Raw genomic sequence first — 17,832 nt, forward strand, 5'->3', positions numbered from 1 at the left:
ATTTGATCCCCCCAAAAAGGGAGCGCGTTCGCCCCCTTATTATTTTAATTCGACAACCGTATTGCCAATCCCGCCTTCATTCATTCCGCCGTCTCTTGTATTTTTTACACTTGGATGTTTTGCCAACAGTTCTTTTACGCCTTTGCGCAAAGCGCCCGTTCCTTTGCCATGAATGATATGAACGCGCCCATAACCGGCAAGCACAGCTTCATCGAGGTATTTTTCCACCTCTGTCATGGCATTTTCATAACGCTCCCCACGCAAATCCAATTCCGGTTTTACATGAGACGAACGTCCGGAGACACGCGTGACGCTTTTTCCGGTTTTTTCAGGCTTTGGCTGCGATGTTTTTTCCAAGTCGTCTGCCTTTAATGTCATTTTCATAATCCCCAGTTGGACGCTATATTCGTCTTTCCCGGATGTTTCCACGATGTGGCCGCTTTGATTAAAACGAGGCACGAAAACTTCTTCGCCCGGCTCGTAACTTGCCGCTTTTTGCGCTTTTCTCTTCACTTGTTGTTGTTTTTTCGTTAACTGAGGGGGTGTTTCTTCAAGTCCCTTGCGTGCGTCAATGAGCTCATGCTCTTTCACTGCATGGCCTTCTTGTTGGAGACGACGCAAATCGGCAATGATTATTTCCGCTTCTTCTTTTGCCTTTTCCACTTCTGCTTTCGCCTTTGCTTCCGCTTCCTCGTAGATCGCCTGTTTTTGCTTTTGCAAATCCGTGAATGCGCGATCCAATTCGCGGTGCAGTTCCTCCGCCTGTCTCCGCGTTTCATCCGCTTCTTCTTGGGCTTGTTCCGCTTGTTGATAGCGGGCTTCGAGCGAAGTGATCATTTGTTCCGCTTGCTTCGTGTCAGCGGCCATTTCACTTTCGGCTGCTTCTATAATGTTTTCCGATAGACCAAGCCGCCGGGAAATGGCAAATGCATTGCTGCGCCCCGGAACGCCCGTGAGTAGCCGGTACGTGGGACTTAGCGTATCTACATCAAATTCAACGCTGGCATTCATCACGCCACTCCGGTTATAAGCATAGCCTTTCAGTTCCGTGTAGTGAGTGGTGGCTACCGTGCGTGCGTCGCGGTCGTGGACTTCATCCAAAATGGAGACGGCTAGTGCCGCTCCTTCGGCAGGATCGGTTCCTGCCCCCAATTCATCGAATAAGACGAGGCTTTGATCATCGACATCTTGCAGAATGGAAACAATATTCGTCATATGGGAAGAAAACGTACTCAAGCTTTGTTCAATGGATTGCTCATCACCGATATCGGCAAAAATATTCGTGAAAACCGTCGCTTCCGTTTTTTCCGCGGCCGGTAAAAATAAACCGGATTGTGCCATAAGCGTAAATAAGCCAACGGTTTTTAGAGCGACGGTTTTGCCGCCGGTGTTCGGACCGGTAATCACAAGCGAATGATAGTCTCCCCCGATCTCTAAATCAATGGGGACGACGTCATCCGCATTTAATAATGGATGGCGGGATTTCGGAAAATAAACGTAGCGGCGATCATTCAGTTGCGGTTGCACCCCTCTGATTTTCTGTGCATATAAAGCTTTAGCAGAAATAAAATCCAGCTGCGCAAGGGTGGCCGTATTGCTTGATAAATGCTCGCCTTCCATTGCCACCTCTTCCGTTAACATCCGCAAAATCCGTTCAATTTCCTGCTTCTCTTTCATTTTTGCTTCCCGACGTTGATTATTCGCCGTCACAACGGATTGCGGTTCAATAAACAGCGTTTGCCCGGAGGAAGATTGGTCGTGGACAATCCCTCCAAATGCATTTCGATAGGCCTGTTTAACAGGAATTACGTAGCGCTCGTTTCGTATCGTAACGACCCGGTCGGAAAGCTTAGTCTCCGCATCTCTCGAACGTAGAATCTGTTCCAGTTTCGATCGAATCGTTGCTTCAAACGTGCGGATTTGTTGTCGTGCCGTTCGCAGGGAATCACTCGCGCTATCAAGCACATGGCCATCTTCACTAATGGTTCTCCGGATGGTCGTTTCCAAGTTTTTTAACGGAAACAGCTCAAAGGCATATGCCTGCAAATGAGGAATTGAAACCTCTTCTTCCTCTTCAAGCAATTGCTCGATAAATGCCTTCAGTTGGTTTCCGGCGCGAATGGTATCATTAATGTTCGTAAAATCTTGAGGGTCGAGGACGCTCCCAAGTTGAGCCCGTTTAATTTCGGCGCGAATATCATGGACGCCTCCAAGGGGGATGTGCCCGCGAAAACGGAGAACTTGCTCCCCCTCTGCTGTTTCCTCCTGGGCGACTTGCACAACTGTTAGTTCCATATGAGGGAAGAGATTATGGATTTTTTCTTTGCCTAAGTCAGATGCTACGTGTTCCATCAGCTGATTTTTCATTTTATGGTATTCTAACGTTCGCAGCATATCCTCCTGCATAACTGCACCTCATTTTTCCGTCAACATTCGTTTGTTTTTTAAATGGCTCTCCAATTTTTCCAACGGCCACGTATTTAGCACTTGGTCCGCAAGAAGAAAAGCCTTCTTTGCCGCGCCGATGCCAAACGCCATTTGCTCCAATCCTTCTGCGCGGTGCGCATCGGTGTTGATGGCAGTGGCGACTCCTTGGTCGACCGCGCGTTTAAGTACGTCTGCAGACAAATCCAAGCGGTTGGGGTTTGCATTCAGTTCTAACGCTGTCCCTGTTTCTGCCGCCCGTTTGAAAAGCCAGTCCAAGTCTACCTTGTATCCTTGCCGTTTGCCGATGAGACGGCCCGTTGGGTGAGCAATGAGATCAACGCAAGGGTGTTCCAAAGCTGTATTTAAACGAGCATGGATAGCTTCTTCCGATTGGGAGAAAGCGGAATGAATCGAAGCGATGACAAAGTCCAGTTGTCGGAGCGTTTCGTCCGAGTAGTCGAGCGTACCGTCCGGCCGGATATCCATTTCAATGCCTGATAAAATCCGAATATTATCGAATTTTTCATTGGCAGCACGAATTTCCTCTTGCTGGCGGAGAACACGCGCTTCGCTTAACCCGTTCGCCACTTGCAAAAAACGAGAATGGTCAGTAATGGCCATATACGTGTACCCGCGCTCGATTGCTGCTTTGATCATTTCCTCGATGGAATTTGCACCGTCGCTCCACACGGTATGCATGTGGAGATCCCCTTTCACCTGCTGTAAATCAATATTTTCCCGGTTTTTTTGGTACCATTCCGTTTCAATCGTCCCTTCTCTTGCCTCCGGCGGGATGTTTTCCAAACCAAAATGGGCAAAAAAATCCTTTTCATTTCGAAAAGTAGTTATTTTGCCTGTTTCGCTATCTTCAACGCCATATTCATTAATCTTCTCGTTTTGTGCTTTCGCGATTCTTCGCATGAGCAGATGATGGTCCTTGGAGCCGGTAAAATGATGGAGGGCACTTGCGAATGCATCGTCACCCACGATTCTAACGTCAACGTTGACGGAGAACCCTTTGTCCAATTGCAACGATACTTTCTTTTCCCCATCGGCAACAATCTCGGCAATGCCGGGCAGCTCTTTAAGTTGTTCCCGCACGTGTTCGGGATCATCGGTGGCGATGACGTAGTCAAGGTCGCGCACCGTCTCTTTAAGGCGCCGTAAACTTCCTGCCCGAGCAAAACGATTGACCGCTGTAAACTGCCGCAACGCTGCTTCCATTTCTGCTGCAACCTGCAACATAAAAGCAACCGACAAGCGTTCGGGGCGCTCATTAGTTGCGTTTAATGCAACGAGGATTTTTTCTTCCGTTTTCGCCCCGAATCCCGGTAACGTTTGTACCTGTTTTTGTTCACAGGCGTCTTTTAGCGATGCAGCATCTGTAATCCCAAGTTCTTGATAAAGCTTCCCGACTTTTTTTCCGCCCAACCCTGGCAATTGCAAGAGAACAGGCAGACCTGCAGGCACCTTTACTTTTAACTCATCCAGCACTTCGGTCTTTCCGGTATCCCTAAGCGATTCGATGACAGCGGCCGTCCCCTTTCCGATGCCATTCAATGTTTCGGGGCTCCCGATCTCTTCAAGGGTGCGCGCTTCACGTTCCAACGCTTGCGCCGCTTTACGGTAGGCGGCAATTTTAAACGGATTTTCTCCTGCAATTTCTTGATAAATTGCAATCGTCTCCAACATTTGCATCACTTCTTTTTTATCCATAGCTTTGCCTCCTTACGTCCATATATCCGGCAACCATTGGGATAAAAACGGCGTTTGTTCAATTATCAACCTGGCAACCGTTGAGCCCACAATCGTATCCTGAACGGATTCAACAGGGATTAACGCTGCCACCAACAATAAGACAAAAACAACCAAGTATCCTTCGATGAAGCCTAAAACACCGCCGAGAAAGTTATTCAAGGTACGCACAATAGGCAGGTAACGAACGAAGTCCAAGAGCGATGCAATCATGCGCAACAAAATACGCGTGGCAAAAAAAAGGATAGCAAAAGCAATGCCATTATAATACACACTTTCCAAACTAAACGCAGGGATCATCATGCCACCATTGCTTCCGTCCAAAAATTGGGGGTACGGAAGCCATAGCCGTAAATAATCGGCAAATGGGCTAAAAAATACAAAGGCAACAATCATCGATCCGAAAAAACTGACCAGATGAAAAAATTGCAGGACAAGTCCCCGACGCAGCCCTACAAAGAACTTCGCGAAGAGTATCAGCAATATAAACAGACTTAACATACGTATTTAATCCTCTTCTTCCGGCATCAACCCTTGATCCTTTTGCATTTTCAAATAATCATCTGCAATATTGATCGCTGCAAGGACAGCGAGGCGTCTCGTATCAAGATAAGGGTTCACCCTTTTCATTTCTCTCATTTTAGCGTCTACATGACTGGAAACATCATTGACATGACCTTTTGATTCATCACTGATAACCGTATATTGATCCCCATAAATCGTGACAGTTGTTCGTCTTTTATCTTGATTGTTTGCTTCTTTACCAGCCACCTGCGAGCGCCTCCCTTTTACCGCGTACGTGTAATGATTTTCGTAAACATCTATTATCAATACGAACAATAATTAGCGACCCATTCCCCCTTCAAAATGATTTAGTGGGGGGGTAGTCGCTCTTTTTATTTCTGTTTCTTGTAGATTCAGGAACTGACGTTTGTTACAGTTAGAAATACCGAGGTTCGCATGATAGACAAAAATTTCTATGCTGCCAATAAGAACATTTCGGAACTTGTCTTCATTCACTCGCCTAAACCTGGCGCAGGACTTCCCGATGGGATTGCATTGCGAGATATTGAACAATATTTAAGATAAGAGAAACTCCATCAAAAACTTTAGTTTAGTTGGAAAGGTTCACAATGAACATACTGATCCTATGTTATCTAACATCATAACAGATTCCGAAGCTATTGAAAAACAACGAACGTAACGAACAAAAGCGCACCCCGAGGGTGCGCTTTTTTAATCACGCAAAGTTGCGCCTAATCGTGTGCGGAGGGCGGCTACAATTTCTTCGTGAATATCTGCAATCTCTTCATCTTTCAGTGTGCGTTCGCGGTTTAGATAAAGGAGCGAATATGCGAGTGACTTTTTGCCGGCTTCGATATTTTCTCCTTGGTAAACATCGAATAGATGGATATCTTCCAACCACTTTCCTGCAGCTTCCACGATGACTGCTTCCACTTCAGCCGCAGCTATATTTGCATCGACGACAACGGCCAAATCCCTTCGAATGGCCGGAAAACGAGGCAGGGGTTGATAGCGGATTTCTTCTTTATCCACGGCAAATAGTTTTTTCGCATCTAATTCAAACACGTACGTGGCAGGCAACCCTTGCGCCTCTTGTTCAAGTGGATGGAGTTGCCCAAGGAAACCAACGGTTTCGCCATCAATGAGCACCTCTGCGGATTGACCCGGGTGCATCCCTTCCCGTTTACGGGCGCGAAAGGTCGCTTCCTTTTCTTTTTTTGCTTGCCTTAACATGCCTTCTACAATTCCTTTAACAACATAGAAATCGACCTGGATTTCTTCCCCGTTCCAAGCATGATTGTGCCACTGGCCGCTTAATACTCCAGCTACATGCTCATGCTCCCCAGGTTGCTTATTTTCATCTGCAGAGGGTTCAAAGACGGTCCCAATTTCAAACAAAAAGACATCTTCCAACTGTCGATTCACGTTGTAAACGCCGCCCTCCAGAAGGTGGGGGATCAAGCTTCTTCGCAACACTTCCCGTTCTTCACTCATAGGCATAAGCACACGCATTTTTCGGTCACTTTGGCGCAGTAAAAATTGGTCAGCATTTTGTGCGCTCGTGAGAGAGTAAGTAATTGCCTCTTGCATCCCCGTACTTTCAAGAAAACGGCGGAGTTTGCGGCGATTTTTTTGCTCGCCGGTCAAAGCTCCGGCTGAGCGCGCACCGACCGGCAATGTCGTCGGAATACGATCATAACCATAAAGACGGGCAACTTCTTCCATTAAATCTTCTTCAATCGAAAGATCGAGGCGTCTTGAAGGGATATGGACTCGCCATTCATTTCCCAGGTTCGTCACTTCCAAACCGAGCCGGTGCAACAACGTCTCGACTTCCTCCGACTCAAGTTCCGTACCAAGCCGCATATTTAACCGTTCCAAATTTAAATGGACTTCTTGTACGACAGCCGGTAATTCCCCTGATTCCACCGTACCTTTCAGCACAACGCCGCCAGTAATTTCTTCCATTAACATGACTGCTCTTTCTGCGGCTTCGGCGGTTCGTTCGAAATCTATCCCCTTTTCAAATCGTTGGCTTGATTCGCTGCGCAACCCTAGCTTTCCGGACGTTTTTCGAACATTTAATGCATCAAATTGTGCCGATTCCAGCAACACACTTGTTGTGTCTGCCTGCACTTCTGTTGACGCACCACCCATCACTCCCGCGATCGCAACGGGAGCATTGCCATTGGTGATCAATACATCCTCGCCAGAGAGCGTTCGCTCCTGCCCGTCCAACGTTTCGATTTTTTCTCCTTGTTCTGCGCGTCTCGTTACGATTTTCTCCGAGCCAAACCGATCATAATCGAACGCATGCAGGGGTTGTCCATACTCCAGCAACACATAGTTCGTAATATCGACAATATTATTGATCGGCCGAATGCCCACGGCCATTAAGCGTGTCTGCAACCATAGCGGCGATGGGGCTACCGTTACTTTATCGATCACTTTTGCCCCATAGTAGGGAACATCCTCGCCATTTGTCACTTCAACGGCGATACGGCCGGCGGCATTTTTGCGAATCACCCCATGTGTGTAATCGGGATGATGAATCGGGCGGTCCAGCAACGCGGACAATTCGTAAGCGACTCCGAGCATGCTTAAGCAATCCGGGCGGTTCGGCGTCAAATCAAGTTCCATGATCACATCATTTAAACCGAGAATCTCAAGAGCATCAAGCCCGGTCACGACCTCTGCCGGCAATTCGACAATTTGATCTTGTTCTGTTTTCGCCAATAACCGTTCATTGAAGCCAAGTTCATCCAACGCGCAAATCATACCCGCAGATGTTTCTCCGCGAATCGTCGTTTCTTCTATTTTTTTATTCCCCGGCAAGGTAGTTCCAGGCATCGCTACGGCCACTTTTTGTCTCTTTTGTACATTGCTGGCCCCACAGATAATTTGCTGTGTCCGATCGCCTACGTCCACTTGGCAAAGCGTTAATTTTTCTGCTTCCGGGTGAGGGGTTGTTTCCTTCACCTCACCGACGATTACACCATCGATCCCATCATGATAGCGATGGAGCCGATCAACCTCTACCCCTGCGCGGGTAAGCTTTTCAGCAACTTCCTCCGGGGTTGTATCCGATAAATCGATATAATCCGTCAACCATTGGTAGGAAACGAGCATTGGTTCTTCACCTTCCTTCGTTTATTATTGTTTACAATTGTTGAAACTGGGATAAAAAGCGCGTGTCATTCGTGTAGAAATGGCGGATATCGTCGATTCCATATTTCAACATGGCAAAGCGTTCCACGCCCATGCCAAAGGCGAAGCCGCTGTATATATCCGGGTCAAACCCATTTAATTCCAACACGCGCGGATGAACCATCCCCGAACCTAACACTTCAATCCATCCGCTTTGCTTACATATCCTGCAACCTTTGCCCGCACAAATGCCGCAAGTGACGTCAATTTCCGCCGATGGTTCCGTAAACGGAAAAAAGCTCGGGCGCAACCGAATCTCCCGGTCTTGGCCAAAATACTGTTTAACAAATGTATCAAATATTCCTTTCAAGTCGCTCATGCGCACATTTTCATCCACGTAGAGCCCTTCGATCTGCATAAACTGATGGGAGTGGGTGGCGTCGTCTTCATCGCGGCGATAGACTTTCCCCGGACAAATAATCCTTACCGGTCCTTCGCCTTCATGCTTTTGCAACGTCCGTGCCTGCACCGGTGACGTTTGGGTTCTCAAAAGGATGTCTTCACTGATGTAAAAGGTGTCTTGCATGTCCCTGGCCGGATGATTCGGAGGCAAATTGATCATTTCAAAATTAAAATAATCCGTCTCCACTTCCGGCCCTTCCGTTACCTCAAACCCAAGGCCGATAAAAATATCCTCGATTTCTTCCACAACAGCTGTAAGCGGGTGGGTAGAGCCTTGATTCATAGGTCTTCCCGGCAACGTCACATCGATTTCTTCCTCTTCCAGCCTTTGTTCCAATTCGGCTTCCTCAAAAGCTTCCACTTTTTTAGCCAGTGCCTCTTGAATGCTTTCGCGAACCTCGTTCGCCTTTTGGCCGACGACAGGACGTTCTTCGGCAGATAGTTGCCCCATCCCGCGCAGAACCTCCGTAATGGCTCCTTTTTTTCCCAGATAACGGATGCGCACTTGTTCGAGTGCCTTCTTGTCACCGCTTGCCTGTACGGCTTCGAGCGCTTCCGACTCAAGCGCCTTTAATCGTTCAATCATCTTGTATGTCCCCCTTCTTCACGAAAATAAAAAACCTCCGCCCCCTAAAAAAGGGACGAAGGTTTCGCGGTACCACCCTTGTTAACGACAACAACTGTCGCTCACTCTTGCAAATAACGGCTTGCGCCCGGTACACTTTTTACGATCGGTAAACGATAAGTAACGTTCCCGCACTTTCAGTGCCAACTCCAGAGTGAATTCCAAAGCGCTTAACGCAGGGGAGCTTTCAATCCATGACTCCCCCTTCCTGGCCGCCAGTGTTCCAAGTACTACGCTCTTTCATTGTTTTTTCACTATGCTTGTATAACCAATAGTATAATCCGTTTTTTTATCTGTTTCAAGTCATGAGCAATCAGTAACCGGCCCGATTACCCATAAAACTTTCGATCATTCTATACTCTTCTTTTTGCAACGGTTTTTCAGCCGGTCCCTCGATGACTTCCCCGGAATAGGAAAACCTTGATCCGTGGCATGGGCAATCCCACGTGCGATCCGCGCCGTTCCAATTCACCTCGCAGCCAACGTGTGTACATGTTGTGTCAACGACGTGAAGTTCACCATCTTTATCCCGATATGCCCCTTTGCGTTTTCCGTCGATCCGCACGACAGCCCCTTCGTCCTTTGCTAAACTTTTCATTTCCTTATTCGATGATTCCGCTTTTCCTTCGACGAGATGCTTCGCCACATCGAAGTTTTCACGAAGGAAATGTTTCAGACTGGGATCGGCATAAAAACGAGACGGTGTAAAAAGGGACGCGTATCGGTTTTCTTTTCCTAGCACAAGGTCTTTAAGCAACAGGGCAGCAGCCGTCCCATTCGTCATCCCCCATTTTCGGTAACCGGTGGCAACAAGAATGTTTTGCTCGGAGGTTTGCGAGGTTAAATGGCCGATATAAGGGAGATTATCAAGTGTCGTCAAATCTTGTGTGGACCAACGGTTGACTTGTTTTTCGATGCCGAGCAGATCATCTCCGAACGTTTGCAAGGCGTGGTAGTGGTCATGGGTGTCTATTCCCTGCCCCGTTTTATGGCTCTCCCCGCCGACGAGAACTAACTCTTCGCCATCAATGTTGGCAGAACGCAGCGAACGCGTAGGTTGATCCGCGCTTATATACATTCCACCCGGGTACGCCATCTTCGGATTTATGGCAACGACATAAGAACGTTCCGCGTGCATCCTTGTAAAATAAAAACCGGTCCCTTCATAAAACGGAAAATGGGAACAAGATAAAATATAGTTTGCTTGGACACGTGCATCTTCTCGGGTGATAACGGAAGGTTCCTCTCCCCGTTCCACATGGACGGCGGTAGTGTTCTCAAAAATCCGACCGCCTTTGTCGACGATGGTTTGTACAAGCGGGGCCAAGTAATGGAGAGGGTGAAACTGGGCCTGCTCCTTCATCACTAAGGCATTTTTGACGTTAATATCAATCGGAAGTTCCTCTAAAAGCTCCCCGTCGATCCCAAGTTTTTCATATGCTGCCGCTTCTTTTTCCAATTTCATTTTATATTTCGGAGTCGTTGCGTAAAGATACGCGTCTTGTGTGCGAAAATCACAGTTGATCCCATGTTTATCAATCGTTTTGCGAATAAACGCCATCGCTTCCCTATTCGCTTCATAGTAAAGCCTTGCATTTGTCTTACCCAAATGTTGGATAAATTCATCATAGATCATCCCGTGTTGAGCGGTTACTTTCGCGGTGGTATGACCGGTTGTGCCATTGAGCAGCTTCCCGGCTTCTACCAAAGCAACTTGCAAACCTTCTTGAACGAGAAGATATGCGGTTGTAATGCCTGTGATCCCTCCGCCGACGATAACAACATCTGTTTTCATATCAGCTGTTAACGGTTCGAAATCCGGCAAGTCTGCCGATGCTTGCCAAGCGGTTTCCGCAAATTTTTCTTCGGTATGTTGATCTGCCATTAAAAAGCGCTCCTTCATTAGAAAACTCGGCTTTTCGCCAAGTGCTGGCGCAAGCCTTAAATTTTCTTATACTATACTCCGTTACCACAGTTAATCTTAAAGTATAAACATAAGATGGGTTTATTATTCGCAACTTATATGGTGGTATACGTTTGAAAGTACGCGTGAAATGGCGCATTGAGGGACAGGCTGCGTTTTGCGGCGGCAGGGTCCGTGTCCGGACATATTACGGTTGCTTCGTTGGGAAACTGTCCGAGCTATCCCTTGGTTCGGACAGTTTATGCTTGCATCCTCGCAACATTGTCCGAGGAAGACCAAGGTTCGGACAATTGTCGCTTGCTTATACATCGAAACGGGTGCCATAAAGCAGCCATACGGATAAAAGGCGAACGAGACAGCCCCGTTCGCCTTTTTACGATTTAATTTTTAAATTGATGGACACGTGCTTTTTTCTCTTCGAGCGTGTGTGCTTCTCCGTCTCTTCGATCATCGATACGTATATCGGTAGAAATTCTTGCCCATCCCCGCTGCACCGGCACATTGTGCAACGCTTGAATTACGGTGAACAAATCCTCCATATCGCCTTCAATGACGGTGCTCATCGGGGTTAACTCATAACGGACTTTATCCTTATGCTTGTCCAACTCTTCATGAATGGCGGCGACTTCTTCGCCTAAACTTCGGTTTTTCTCTTCTACAATCGGCACAATCGAAATATCTGCCATCGCCATGATCAAAATCCCCTTTCATCATTTGCTCTATAAGACCGATTCCCATTTCGTTATGGTCAAAAACGTTCTTTTTTCAAGGGGGGCCCTCAAGCGAATGGAGATGTTCCGACCAGTCACCGCATCACACTGCCGCCGGAGATTTTCACACTTTCTCCGACGATGTTGACAGCCGCTTCCGTGAGTAGATAGGCAATGGTATTTGCCACTTCTTCCGGTTCCGTAATGCGACCGGAAGGCAATCCTGCTTGTACAGCCCGCATTTGCTCTAGATATGAACGATCATTTCGCTTCGCTTTTCGTTCAATGGATTGTTTTCCCATGTCTGTGTTCACAAACCCGGGACTAACCGCATTAACTCGCACCCCGTGTTCGATCGCTTCAACTGCAAACGATTGGGTAAATCCGATTAAGGCAAATTTACTGCCAGCGTAAGCGGTATTGGCAAAAGTGCCCCGCATGCCTGACAAGGAAGAAACGTTCACGATCGCTCCCCGTTGTTTTTCCATCATTTGCTTGTACACGTGTTTGCTTAGCATGACGGCTGAGTTATAATTCAACGTCATTAGCTCATGCAAAAAATCTTCATCTATGTCTTCAACTTTTTGATTGCCTGCGACACCCGCAGAATTGACCAATCCTGAAATCGAACCGAACTGCGCCTTTGCATTTTCCACAAGCGCGCGGCGACTTGCTTCGGAATTAAGATCAGCGGGGCATACGTAGATATTCGACGTATCGGCTATTTTTTCCAGTTCCTTTTGCAAATCGTGGAGCTTTTCTTCGTTTCGGCCGGTAATAGTAATGAAAGCTCCCATGGACGCGGCTACTTTGGCTGTTTCCTTGCCAATGCCGCCCGTGGCTCCTGTAACCAAAACATGTTCGTTTTCCAACGCGGTTTCTGAAAAAATCATCGTATTCCCCTTTCTCGGTGAATCCAGTCATACATGATGATCCCCGCAGTGACAGCTACGTTCAATGATTCAGCTTCACCCATTATAGGGACGGACACCGTTTTGTCTGTTGAACTCAATAACTCCGGAGATATCCCTTGCGCTTCATTCCCGAGGAGCAGTGCATATGTCGCACCCTGGGGTTTGGCGTCGCGATAAGAAAATTCCGAATGCATATCCGTCCCATAGATCTTGATTCCTTCCTCTTTCAATGAAGAAACCTCTTTTTTTAAATCTGCAACGATCACCGGGAGATGAAACATTACCCCTTGGGTTGCGCGAATCACTTTAGGGTTATACAAATCGACGGTATCTTCACTTACGTAAATTCCAGCCAATCCAGCTGCTTCCGCGGTGCGGATCATTGTTCCCAAATTCCCCGGATCGCGTATGCCATCAAGGAGCAAAACGTTTCCGCATGGCACTTCAACTTCCGCGGGCATCTTGCATACCGCGAGCCACCCTTGGGGAGACTCGGTGTCGGAAAGCGTTGCAAATACAGACGCGTTCACTTCAAGCACGCGCCCGCGATGAGCACTGATGTCAACCGAAAGCAACGGTGCATCTTCACTTGTCACAAGCGTATCCACAGCTATGTTGGACACTAACGCTTCTTCCACTAAATGAACCCCTTCAACGAGAAAGCGGCGTTCTTTCATACGATATTTTTTTTGCCGTAATTTTTTAAGCTTTTTGATTACTGAATTGTTTGCGGATGTGATCATAAGGATCCCTCGTTCACAAGTATGTATAAGAAAGCATAGCATTTCTCATCCTAGAAAAGCGAATGACTTGTTTTCACATAAGGAGGGACATCCATGAATTTTAATTTGCGTAATGCCATATTGGATAACGTATCCGGAAGTGATGCCTCACAAATCGAGGCGACAATCGTCGATGCCGTTAATAGCGGCGAAGAAAAAATGTTGCCCGGTTTAGGCGTATTGTTCGAAGTTTACTGGAATGAAGCGGATCAAGAGGAAAAACAGGAAGTGATCAATCAGATTGCAAACGGCGTCCGGTAACGGTCGGAAAAGACAACGTCCCCGCAACATACGAAACGGGGACGTTCATTATTCTTGTCCTTTACTGAAATGTGATTTTTTTCACCGTGTCGGCATCAAGTTTTTCAATGACCGCCACAATTAAATCTACGGCATGTTCAAAATCATCCCGGTGCAAAATCCCGGCATGGGTATGAATATAACGGGTAGCTACGCTGATGGAAAGGGCAGGGACGCCGTTCGCAGTTAAGTGAATCGCACCGCCATCGGTTCCGCCTGCGGCCATTGCGTCAAATTGATAAGGAATGTCTTTTTCCTCTGCTGTATCGACGACGAAGTCGCGCAACCCTTTGTGTGAAATCAGCGAAGCATCATACACGAGAATTTGTGGCCCGTGACCAATATCGGCTCGTGCTTCGTCTTTGGAAATCCCCGGGGTATCACCGGCAATACCGACATCAACGGCAAAACCAATGTCCGGTTGAATGGCATGTGCCGACGTTCGGGCGCCTCGTAATCCTACCTCTTCTTGCACAGTTCCAACACCGTAAACAACATTCGGGTGCGTTTTTCCTTCCAACTTTTTCAACACTTCAATGGCAATGGCACATCCGATCCGGTTATCCCAAGCTTTTGCCATCATCAATTTTTCGTTGTTCATGACGGTAAAATCACAAATCGGCACGACCGAATCACCCGGCCGCACACCAAATTCTTCAGCTTCTTCTTTGTTTGCGGCACCGATATCAATAAACATTTCTTTTTTATCGACCATTTTTTTGCGTTGATCGGCAGGAAGCACATGCGGCGGCTTTGAGCCGATCACGCCGACGATGGCACCTTTTTTCGTGAGCACGTTTACGCGTTGCGCGAGCATCACTTGCTCCCACCAACCACCAAGGGTTTGGAACTTCAAAAAACCGTTATCGTCAATTTGTGTGACCATGAAACCGACTTCATCAAGATGGCCGGCGACCATTACCTTTGGACCGCCTTCTTTCCCTGTTTTTTTGGCAATTAAACTTCCTAAATTATCGGTGGTCACTTCATCCGCGAACGGAGCAATATGTTTTTCCATCACTTGGCGGGATTCCCGTTCATTCCCCGGAACGCCGTTCGCATCTGTCAGTTCTTTTAACATTGTTTGCGTAGCGTCTAATTGTGTCATCTTCACAACCTCCTTCTTCCATCCCTGAGCATCTATTTTGCAGTATACGCTTCCTTCCCCAATCCCACAATGAAAAGACCTTCTGTTTCTATTGTCGTGAGAGAGGGTAAAGATCTATAATAAAGATACACGATATCAGGGAAACCTAAATGAGGGGGATACTATAATGACCCTGTTGCTTCAATTGTTCGTGCTTGCCGCTCTGATCATTCTTGTTTATACTATTGTCCGTTATCTGCGCAGCCCTTTGCGAAAATTAGAACAGGCACAAAACAACAATCAATATTTTCTATACGATGATAGACAAAATGCTCACAATCATTTTTTCCTTACGTATAAAGGCGCGATGTTTGAAGGGGAAAAAAAAGTCGGCTCCACCGACCACTCTTTTGAAGTGGTGCGCATATCCATGCAGCCAAAACGAACGGATAAGCTGGAAGGTTTGGAATATGACGATTTCAGGTTTATTGAAAAAGAAATTAAAGACCGCTACCCTCATGCTTCGATCGATTGGAAAAGCCCGGTTGGTGCGTTGATGAAAAAACGCAAGTAGGCACATTCCGACACGTCATTTGAATGCAACGGAAAAAGCATTGCTCGTGAAGACACCACGGGCAATGCTTGATAGAAGTTCCACTTTATTTAGGGATTGCTGAACAACATGCAGCTATCAGCTGAAACCGGGATGCCGCTTCTATGGCTTCGCTTTCCGCGGACGAACGGGCAAGCCTCCTCGCGCAAAACCGGCGCTGCGGGGGCTTGACGCATCCGTTTTTCCGTTGGAGTCTCGCCATTGCAGCACCGTCCCTCCGTCCGTTGCCAGAAGTGCAAGGGTTTTTTTGTTTATAGGATGGATTTCCTTGCATCCAGCTTCGACAACACCAACGGAAAATGCTTATGTGCCAGTCTTTTTCCGTTATTCAGCAGTCCCTATTTAACGAGCAACCTTTTTCGCTTTCACCTCTTGGCGACGCCGGTGCAAGATTGGCTCTGTATATCCATTTGGCTGTTCTTTTCCTTTAAATACGAGATCACAGCCGGCTTGGAAGGCAACAGAGTCATCGTAATTAGGTGCCATTGGCGTGTAGTTCGAGTCGTCGGCGTTTTGTTTATCAACGACTTTGGCCATTCGCTTGAGTGTGTCCATGACTTGTTCTTCCGTCACAATCCCCTGATGGAGCCAATTCGTCATGTGTTGGCTCGATATCCTTAATGTCGCGCGATCTTCCATTAACCCGACATCGTTAATATCAGGAACCGTTGAACTGCCGACGCCTTGATCGACCCAACGAACGACATATCCGAGCATGCCCTGGGCGTTGTTGTCCAATTCCTGCTGAATGTCTTCTTTGCTCCAATCTTGCGCTCGGTCCACAGGGATCTCCAACATTTTATCCCGATACTGTCCACGCGTGATTTCTTCCTGCACGAGGGAAACATTGATGTCATGATAATGGAGCGCGTGCAGTGTTGCCGCGGTTGGGGATGGTACCCAAGCCGTGTTCGCGCCTGCTTTTAACTGGCCGCCTTTCTGCTCCATCATGTCTTTCATCAAGTTTGGCATCGCCCACATGCCTTTTCCGATTTGGGCTTTTTCTTTAAACCCTTGTTTGACACCAACACTGACGTTTGCATCTTCGTACGCCTGCAACCAATGAGAGGCTTTCATTTCATTTTTGCGGATCATCGCCCCGAGCGCCATCGACGTATGGATCTCATCGCCTGTTCGATCCAAAAAGCCGGTGTTAATAAAAATAATTCGTTCCCTGGCTTCATAAATGCAATTCTTAAGGTTTAGCGACGTGCGTCGCTCCTCATCCATTACCCCGACTTTAATGGTATAGCGCTTCAAGCCGAGCATATCTTCCACGCGATTAAACAGTTCATTCGTAAATGCCACTTCTTCCGATCCATGCATTTTCGGCTTCACGATATAAATCGAGCCTTGCGAGGAATTTTGGCGTTTCCCGTTTCCGAGCACATCTTGTTTACCGATTAAACTCGTAACGACAGCATCCAATATTCCTTCGGGAACCGGTTTGCCGCCCCCATCCAAAATGGCATCACTCGTCATTAAATGGCCGACATTCCGGATAAACATGAGGGAACGGCCGGACAAGGTGAAGTTCTCTCCCGACGGGCTTTTGTACGTGCGATCCGGATTCAATTTTCTCGTAACGGTTTTGCCCTCTTTTTCGAACGTCTTGGTCAATGTGCCGTTCATAAGGCCGAGCCAATTCCGGTAAACGTCTACTTTATCTTCAGCATCCACCGCCGCTACCGAATCTTCACAATCTATAATCGTCGTAATCGCGGACTCGGCGAACACATCTTTTACGCCTGCTTTATCTGTCTTTCCGATCGGATGTGTGGCATCGATCTGAATTTCAAAATGCAGCCCGTTATTTTCAAGCAAAATCGCTTCGGGCTTTTCCGAATCACCATGAATGCCCACAAATTTATTTGCGTCTTGAAGACCGGCGCTTTTGCCCCCAACGTCAACTTGGAGAGCACCGTTAACGACTTTATAATGCGTCGCAGTTTTATGGGAACCTTCCGTCAGCGGCACAACTTCATCAAGCCATTGTTTAGCATAGTCAATGACTTTATCCCCCCGGATCTTGTTATAGGAGGTTCCCTGCTCAGCCCCGTTTTCTTCGGAGATGATATCGCTGCCGTAGAGAGCGTCATATAAGCTTCCCCAGCGCGCATTTGCCGCATTCAAAGCATAGCGGGCATTTTTAACCGGAACGACGAGCTGCGGCCCCGGTTGGGAGGTCACCTCGGTGTCAACGCTTTCCGTTGTAATCTTAAAATCATCCACTTCTTTTTCCAAATAACCGATCTCTCGTAAAAAAGATTCATATTGTTCAGCCGAATAATCGTTTTTATGTTCTTCATTCCACTGATCCATTTTTTCTTGAATGTCTTCACGTTTTTGCAGAAGTGCTTTATTTCGTCCGGAAAAGTCTTGAATCAGCGAATCAAAATCCGCCCAAAATTGCTCGGCCGTCAAACCACTATCCGTTAATGCTTCATTGTTGATAAATTCATAGAGCAATGAATCGACAGTAAGGCTTCCTATTTTTTCACTCATATATTCGCCTCCGAAAGATAGATTATGTTTGTTTTTATTATATAACACAAGTACAA

Annotated in this window: 14 protein-coding genes and 1 other annotated feature; of the genes, 2 read left to right on the forward strand and 12 right to left on the reverse strand. The window is 47.2% G+C overall.

Annotated elements, in window-relative coordinates; genetic code table 11:
• Positions 1 to 39 precede the first annotated feature (39 nt).
• The 10 genes from HUG20_RS14540 to HUG20_RS14585 all read right to left on the reverse strand — a co-directional run bounded on the left by HUG20_RS14540 (position 40) and on the right by HUG20_RS14585 (position 13,232).
• On the reverse strand, positions 40 to 2,406 hold the full coding sequence (locus tag HUG20_RS14540; protein ID WP_200085392.1) for an endonuclease MutS2: 2,367 nt from the start codon (positions 2,404 to 2,406) through the stop codon (positions 40 to 42).
• 9 nt (positions 2,407 to 2,415) lie between these two features.
• Positions 2,416 to 4,143, reverse strand: a complete 1,728-nt coding sequence (polX, locus tag HUG20_RS14545; protein ID WP_200085393.1) for a DNA polymerase/3'-5' exonuclease PolX — start codon at positions 4,141 to 4,143, stop codon at positions 2,416 to 2,418.
• Positions 4,144 to 4,155: 12 nt separating this feature from the next.
• Positions 4,156 to 4,683 (reverse strand): CvpA family protein, encoded by a 528-nt coding sequence (locus HUG20_RS14550; RefSeq protein ID WP_200085395.1) that lies wholly within the window; start codon positions 4,681 to 4,683, stop codon positions 4,156 to 4,158.
• A 6-nt stretch (positions 4,684 to 4,689) separates the two neighbouring features.
• A complete protein-coding gene (gene zapA / locus HUG20_RS14555; protein WP_200085396.1) occupies positions 4,690 to 4,953 on the reverse strand; it encodes a cell division protein ZapA in 264 nt (87 codons plus the stop codon).
• Between the two features lie 465 nt (positions 4,954 to 5,418).
• Positions 5,419 to 7,836 carry a phenylalanine--tRNA ligase subunit beta gene (pheT, locus tag HUG20_RS14560; RefSeq protein WP_200085398.1) on the reverse strand — a complete coding sequence of 806 codons (2,418 nt, stop codon included), beginning with the start codon at positions 7,834 to 7,836 and terminating at the stop codon, positions 5,419 to 5,421.
• Positions 7,837 to 7,867: 31 nt separating this feature from the next.
• Entirely contained in the window at positions 7,868 to 8,902 is a 1,035-nt protein-coding gene (gene pheS / locus HUG20_RS14565) for a phenylalanine--tRNA ligase subunit alpha (protein WP_200085400.1), read from the reverse strand.
• A gap of 48 nt (positions 8,903 to 8,950) precedes the next feature.
• Positions 8,951 to 9,194: a binding site (T-box leader), on the reverse strand.
• Between the two features lie 60 nt (positions 9,195 to 9,254).
• Entirely contained in the window at positions 9,255 to 10,826 is a 1,572-nt protein-coding gene (locus HUG20_RS14570; RefSeq protein ID WP_246476428.1) for an FAD-dependent oxidoreductase, read from the reverse strand.
• Between the two features lie 419 nt (positions 10,827 to 11,245).
• Positions 11,246 to 11,557, reverse strand: a complete 312-nt coding sequence (locus tag HUG20_RS14575) for an MTH1187 family thiamine-binding protein (RefSeq protein ID WP_200085402.1) — start codon at positions 11,555 to 11,557, stop codon at positions 11,246 to 11,248.
• A 113-nt stretch (positions 11,558 to 11,670) separates the two neighbouring features.
• Positions 11,671 to 12,468, reverse strand: coding sequence for an SDR family NAD(P)-dependent oxidoreductase (locus HUG20_RS14580; protein ID WP_200085403.1), 798 nt, complete (start codon positions 12,466 to 12,468; stop codon positions 11,671 to 11,673).
• Positions 12,465 to 13,232 (reverse strand): TrmH family RNA methyltransferase, encoded by a 768-nt coding sequence (locus HUG20_RS14585; RefSeq protein WP_200085404.1) that lies wholly within the window; start codon positions 13,230 to 13,232, stop codon positions 12,465 to 12,467. The genes HUG20_RS14580 and HUG20_RS14585 overlap by 4 nt, the downstream gene beginning before the upstream one ends.
• Positions 13,233 to 13,325: 93 nt before the next feature.
• On the opposite strand from HUG20_RS14585, the gene sspI reads away from it, so the two are divergent.
• Entirely contained in the window at positions 13,326 to 13,532 is a 207-nt protein-coding gene (sspI, locus tag HUG20_RS14590) for a small acid-soluble spore protein SspI (protein WP_200085405.1), read from the forward strand.
• 61 nt (positions 13,533 to 13,593) lie between these two features.
• Here sspI and HUG20_RS14595 read toward each other — a convergent pair whose 3' ends face one another.
• Positions 13,594 to 14,679, reverse strand: a complete 1,086-nt coding sequence (locus HUG20_RS14595; RefSeq protein WP_200085406.1) for a M42 family metallopeptidase — start codon at positions 14,677 to 14,679, stop codon at positions 13,594 to 13,596.
• 166 nt (positions 14,680 to 14,845) lie between these two features.
• Between HUG20_RS14595 and HUG20_RS14600 the strand changes: the two genes are divergently transcribed.
• A complete protein-coding gene (locus HUG20_RS14600) occupies positions 14,846 to 15,232 on the forward strand; it encodes a sigma-w pathway protein ysdB (RefSeq protein ID WP_200085407.1) in 387 nt (128 codons plus the stop codon).
• 381 nt (positions 15,233 to 15,613) lie between these two features.
• Here the strand turns inward: HUG20_RS14600 and HUG20_RS14605 are convergent, their stop codons facing one another.
• On the reverse strand, positions 15,614 to 17,776 hold the full coding sequence (locus tag HUG20_RS14605) for a malate synthase G (RefSeq protein ID WP_200085408.1): 2,163 nt from the start codon (positions 17,774 to 17,776) through the stop codon (positions 15,614 to 15,616).
• Positions 17,777 to 17,832: the final 56 nt, after the last annotated feature.

Origin of the sequence: Salicibibacter cibi, from assembly GCF_016495865.1 — a bacterium.
Taxonomy (GTDB): domain Bacteria; phylum Bacillota; class Bacilli; order Bacillales; family Marinococcaceae; genus Salicibibacter; species Salicibibacter cibi.

Bases quoted from the DNA above. Each gene is read 5' to 3' on its own strand.
- HUG20_RS14550 (WP_200085395.1), bottom strand. From the start codon at position 4,683: ATGTTAAGTCTGTTTATATTGCTGATACTCTTCGCGAAGTTCTTTGTA.
- HUG20_RS14595 (WP_200085406.1), bottom strand. From the start codon at position 14,679: ATGACACAATTAGACGCTACGCAAACAATGTTAAAAGAACTGACAGAT.
- HUG20_RS14570 (WP_246476428.1), bottom strand. From the start codon at position 10,826: ATGGCAGATCAACATACCGAAGAAAAATTTGCGGAAACCGCTTGGCAA.
- HUG20_RS14585 (WP_200085404.1), bottom strand. From the start codon at position 13,232: ATGATCACATCCGCAAACAATTCAGTAATCAAAAAGCTTAAAAAATTA.
- pheT (WP_200085398.1), bottom strand. From the start codon at position 7,836: ATGCTCGTTTCCTACCAATGGTTGACGGATTATATCGATTTATCGGAT.
- HUG20_RS14575 (WP_200085402.1), bottom strand. From the start codon at position 11,557: ATGGCGATGGCAGATATTTCGATTGTGCCGATTGTAGAAGAGAAAAAC.
- polX (WP_200085393.1), bottom strand. From the start codon at position 4,143: ATGGATAAAAAAGAAGTGATGCAAATGTTGGAGACGATTGCAATTTAT.
- HUG20_RS14605 (WP_200085408.1), bottom strand. From the start codon at position 17,776: ATGAGTGAAAAAATAGGAAGCCTTACTGTCGATTCATTGCTCTATGAA.
- HUG20_RS14540 (WP_200085392.1), bottom strand. From the start codon at position 2,406: ATGCAGGAGGATATGCTGCGAACGTTAGAATACCATAAAATGAAAAAT.
- pheS (WP_200085400.1), bottom strand. From the start codon at position 8,902: ATGATTGAACGATTAAAGGCGCTTGAGTCGGAAGCGCTCGAAGCCGTA.
- sspI (WP_200085405.1), top strand. From the start codon at position 13,326: ATGAATTTTAATTTGCGTAATGCCATATTGGATAACGTATCCGGAAGT.
- HUG20_RS14600 (WP_200085407.1), top strand. From the start codon at position 14,846: ATGACCCTGTTGCTTCAATTGTTCGTGCTTGCCGCTCTGATCATTCTT.
- HUG20_RS14580 (WP_200085403.1), bottom strand. From the start codon at position 12,468: ATGATTTTTTCAGAAACCGCGTTGGAAAACGAACATGTTTTGGTTACA.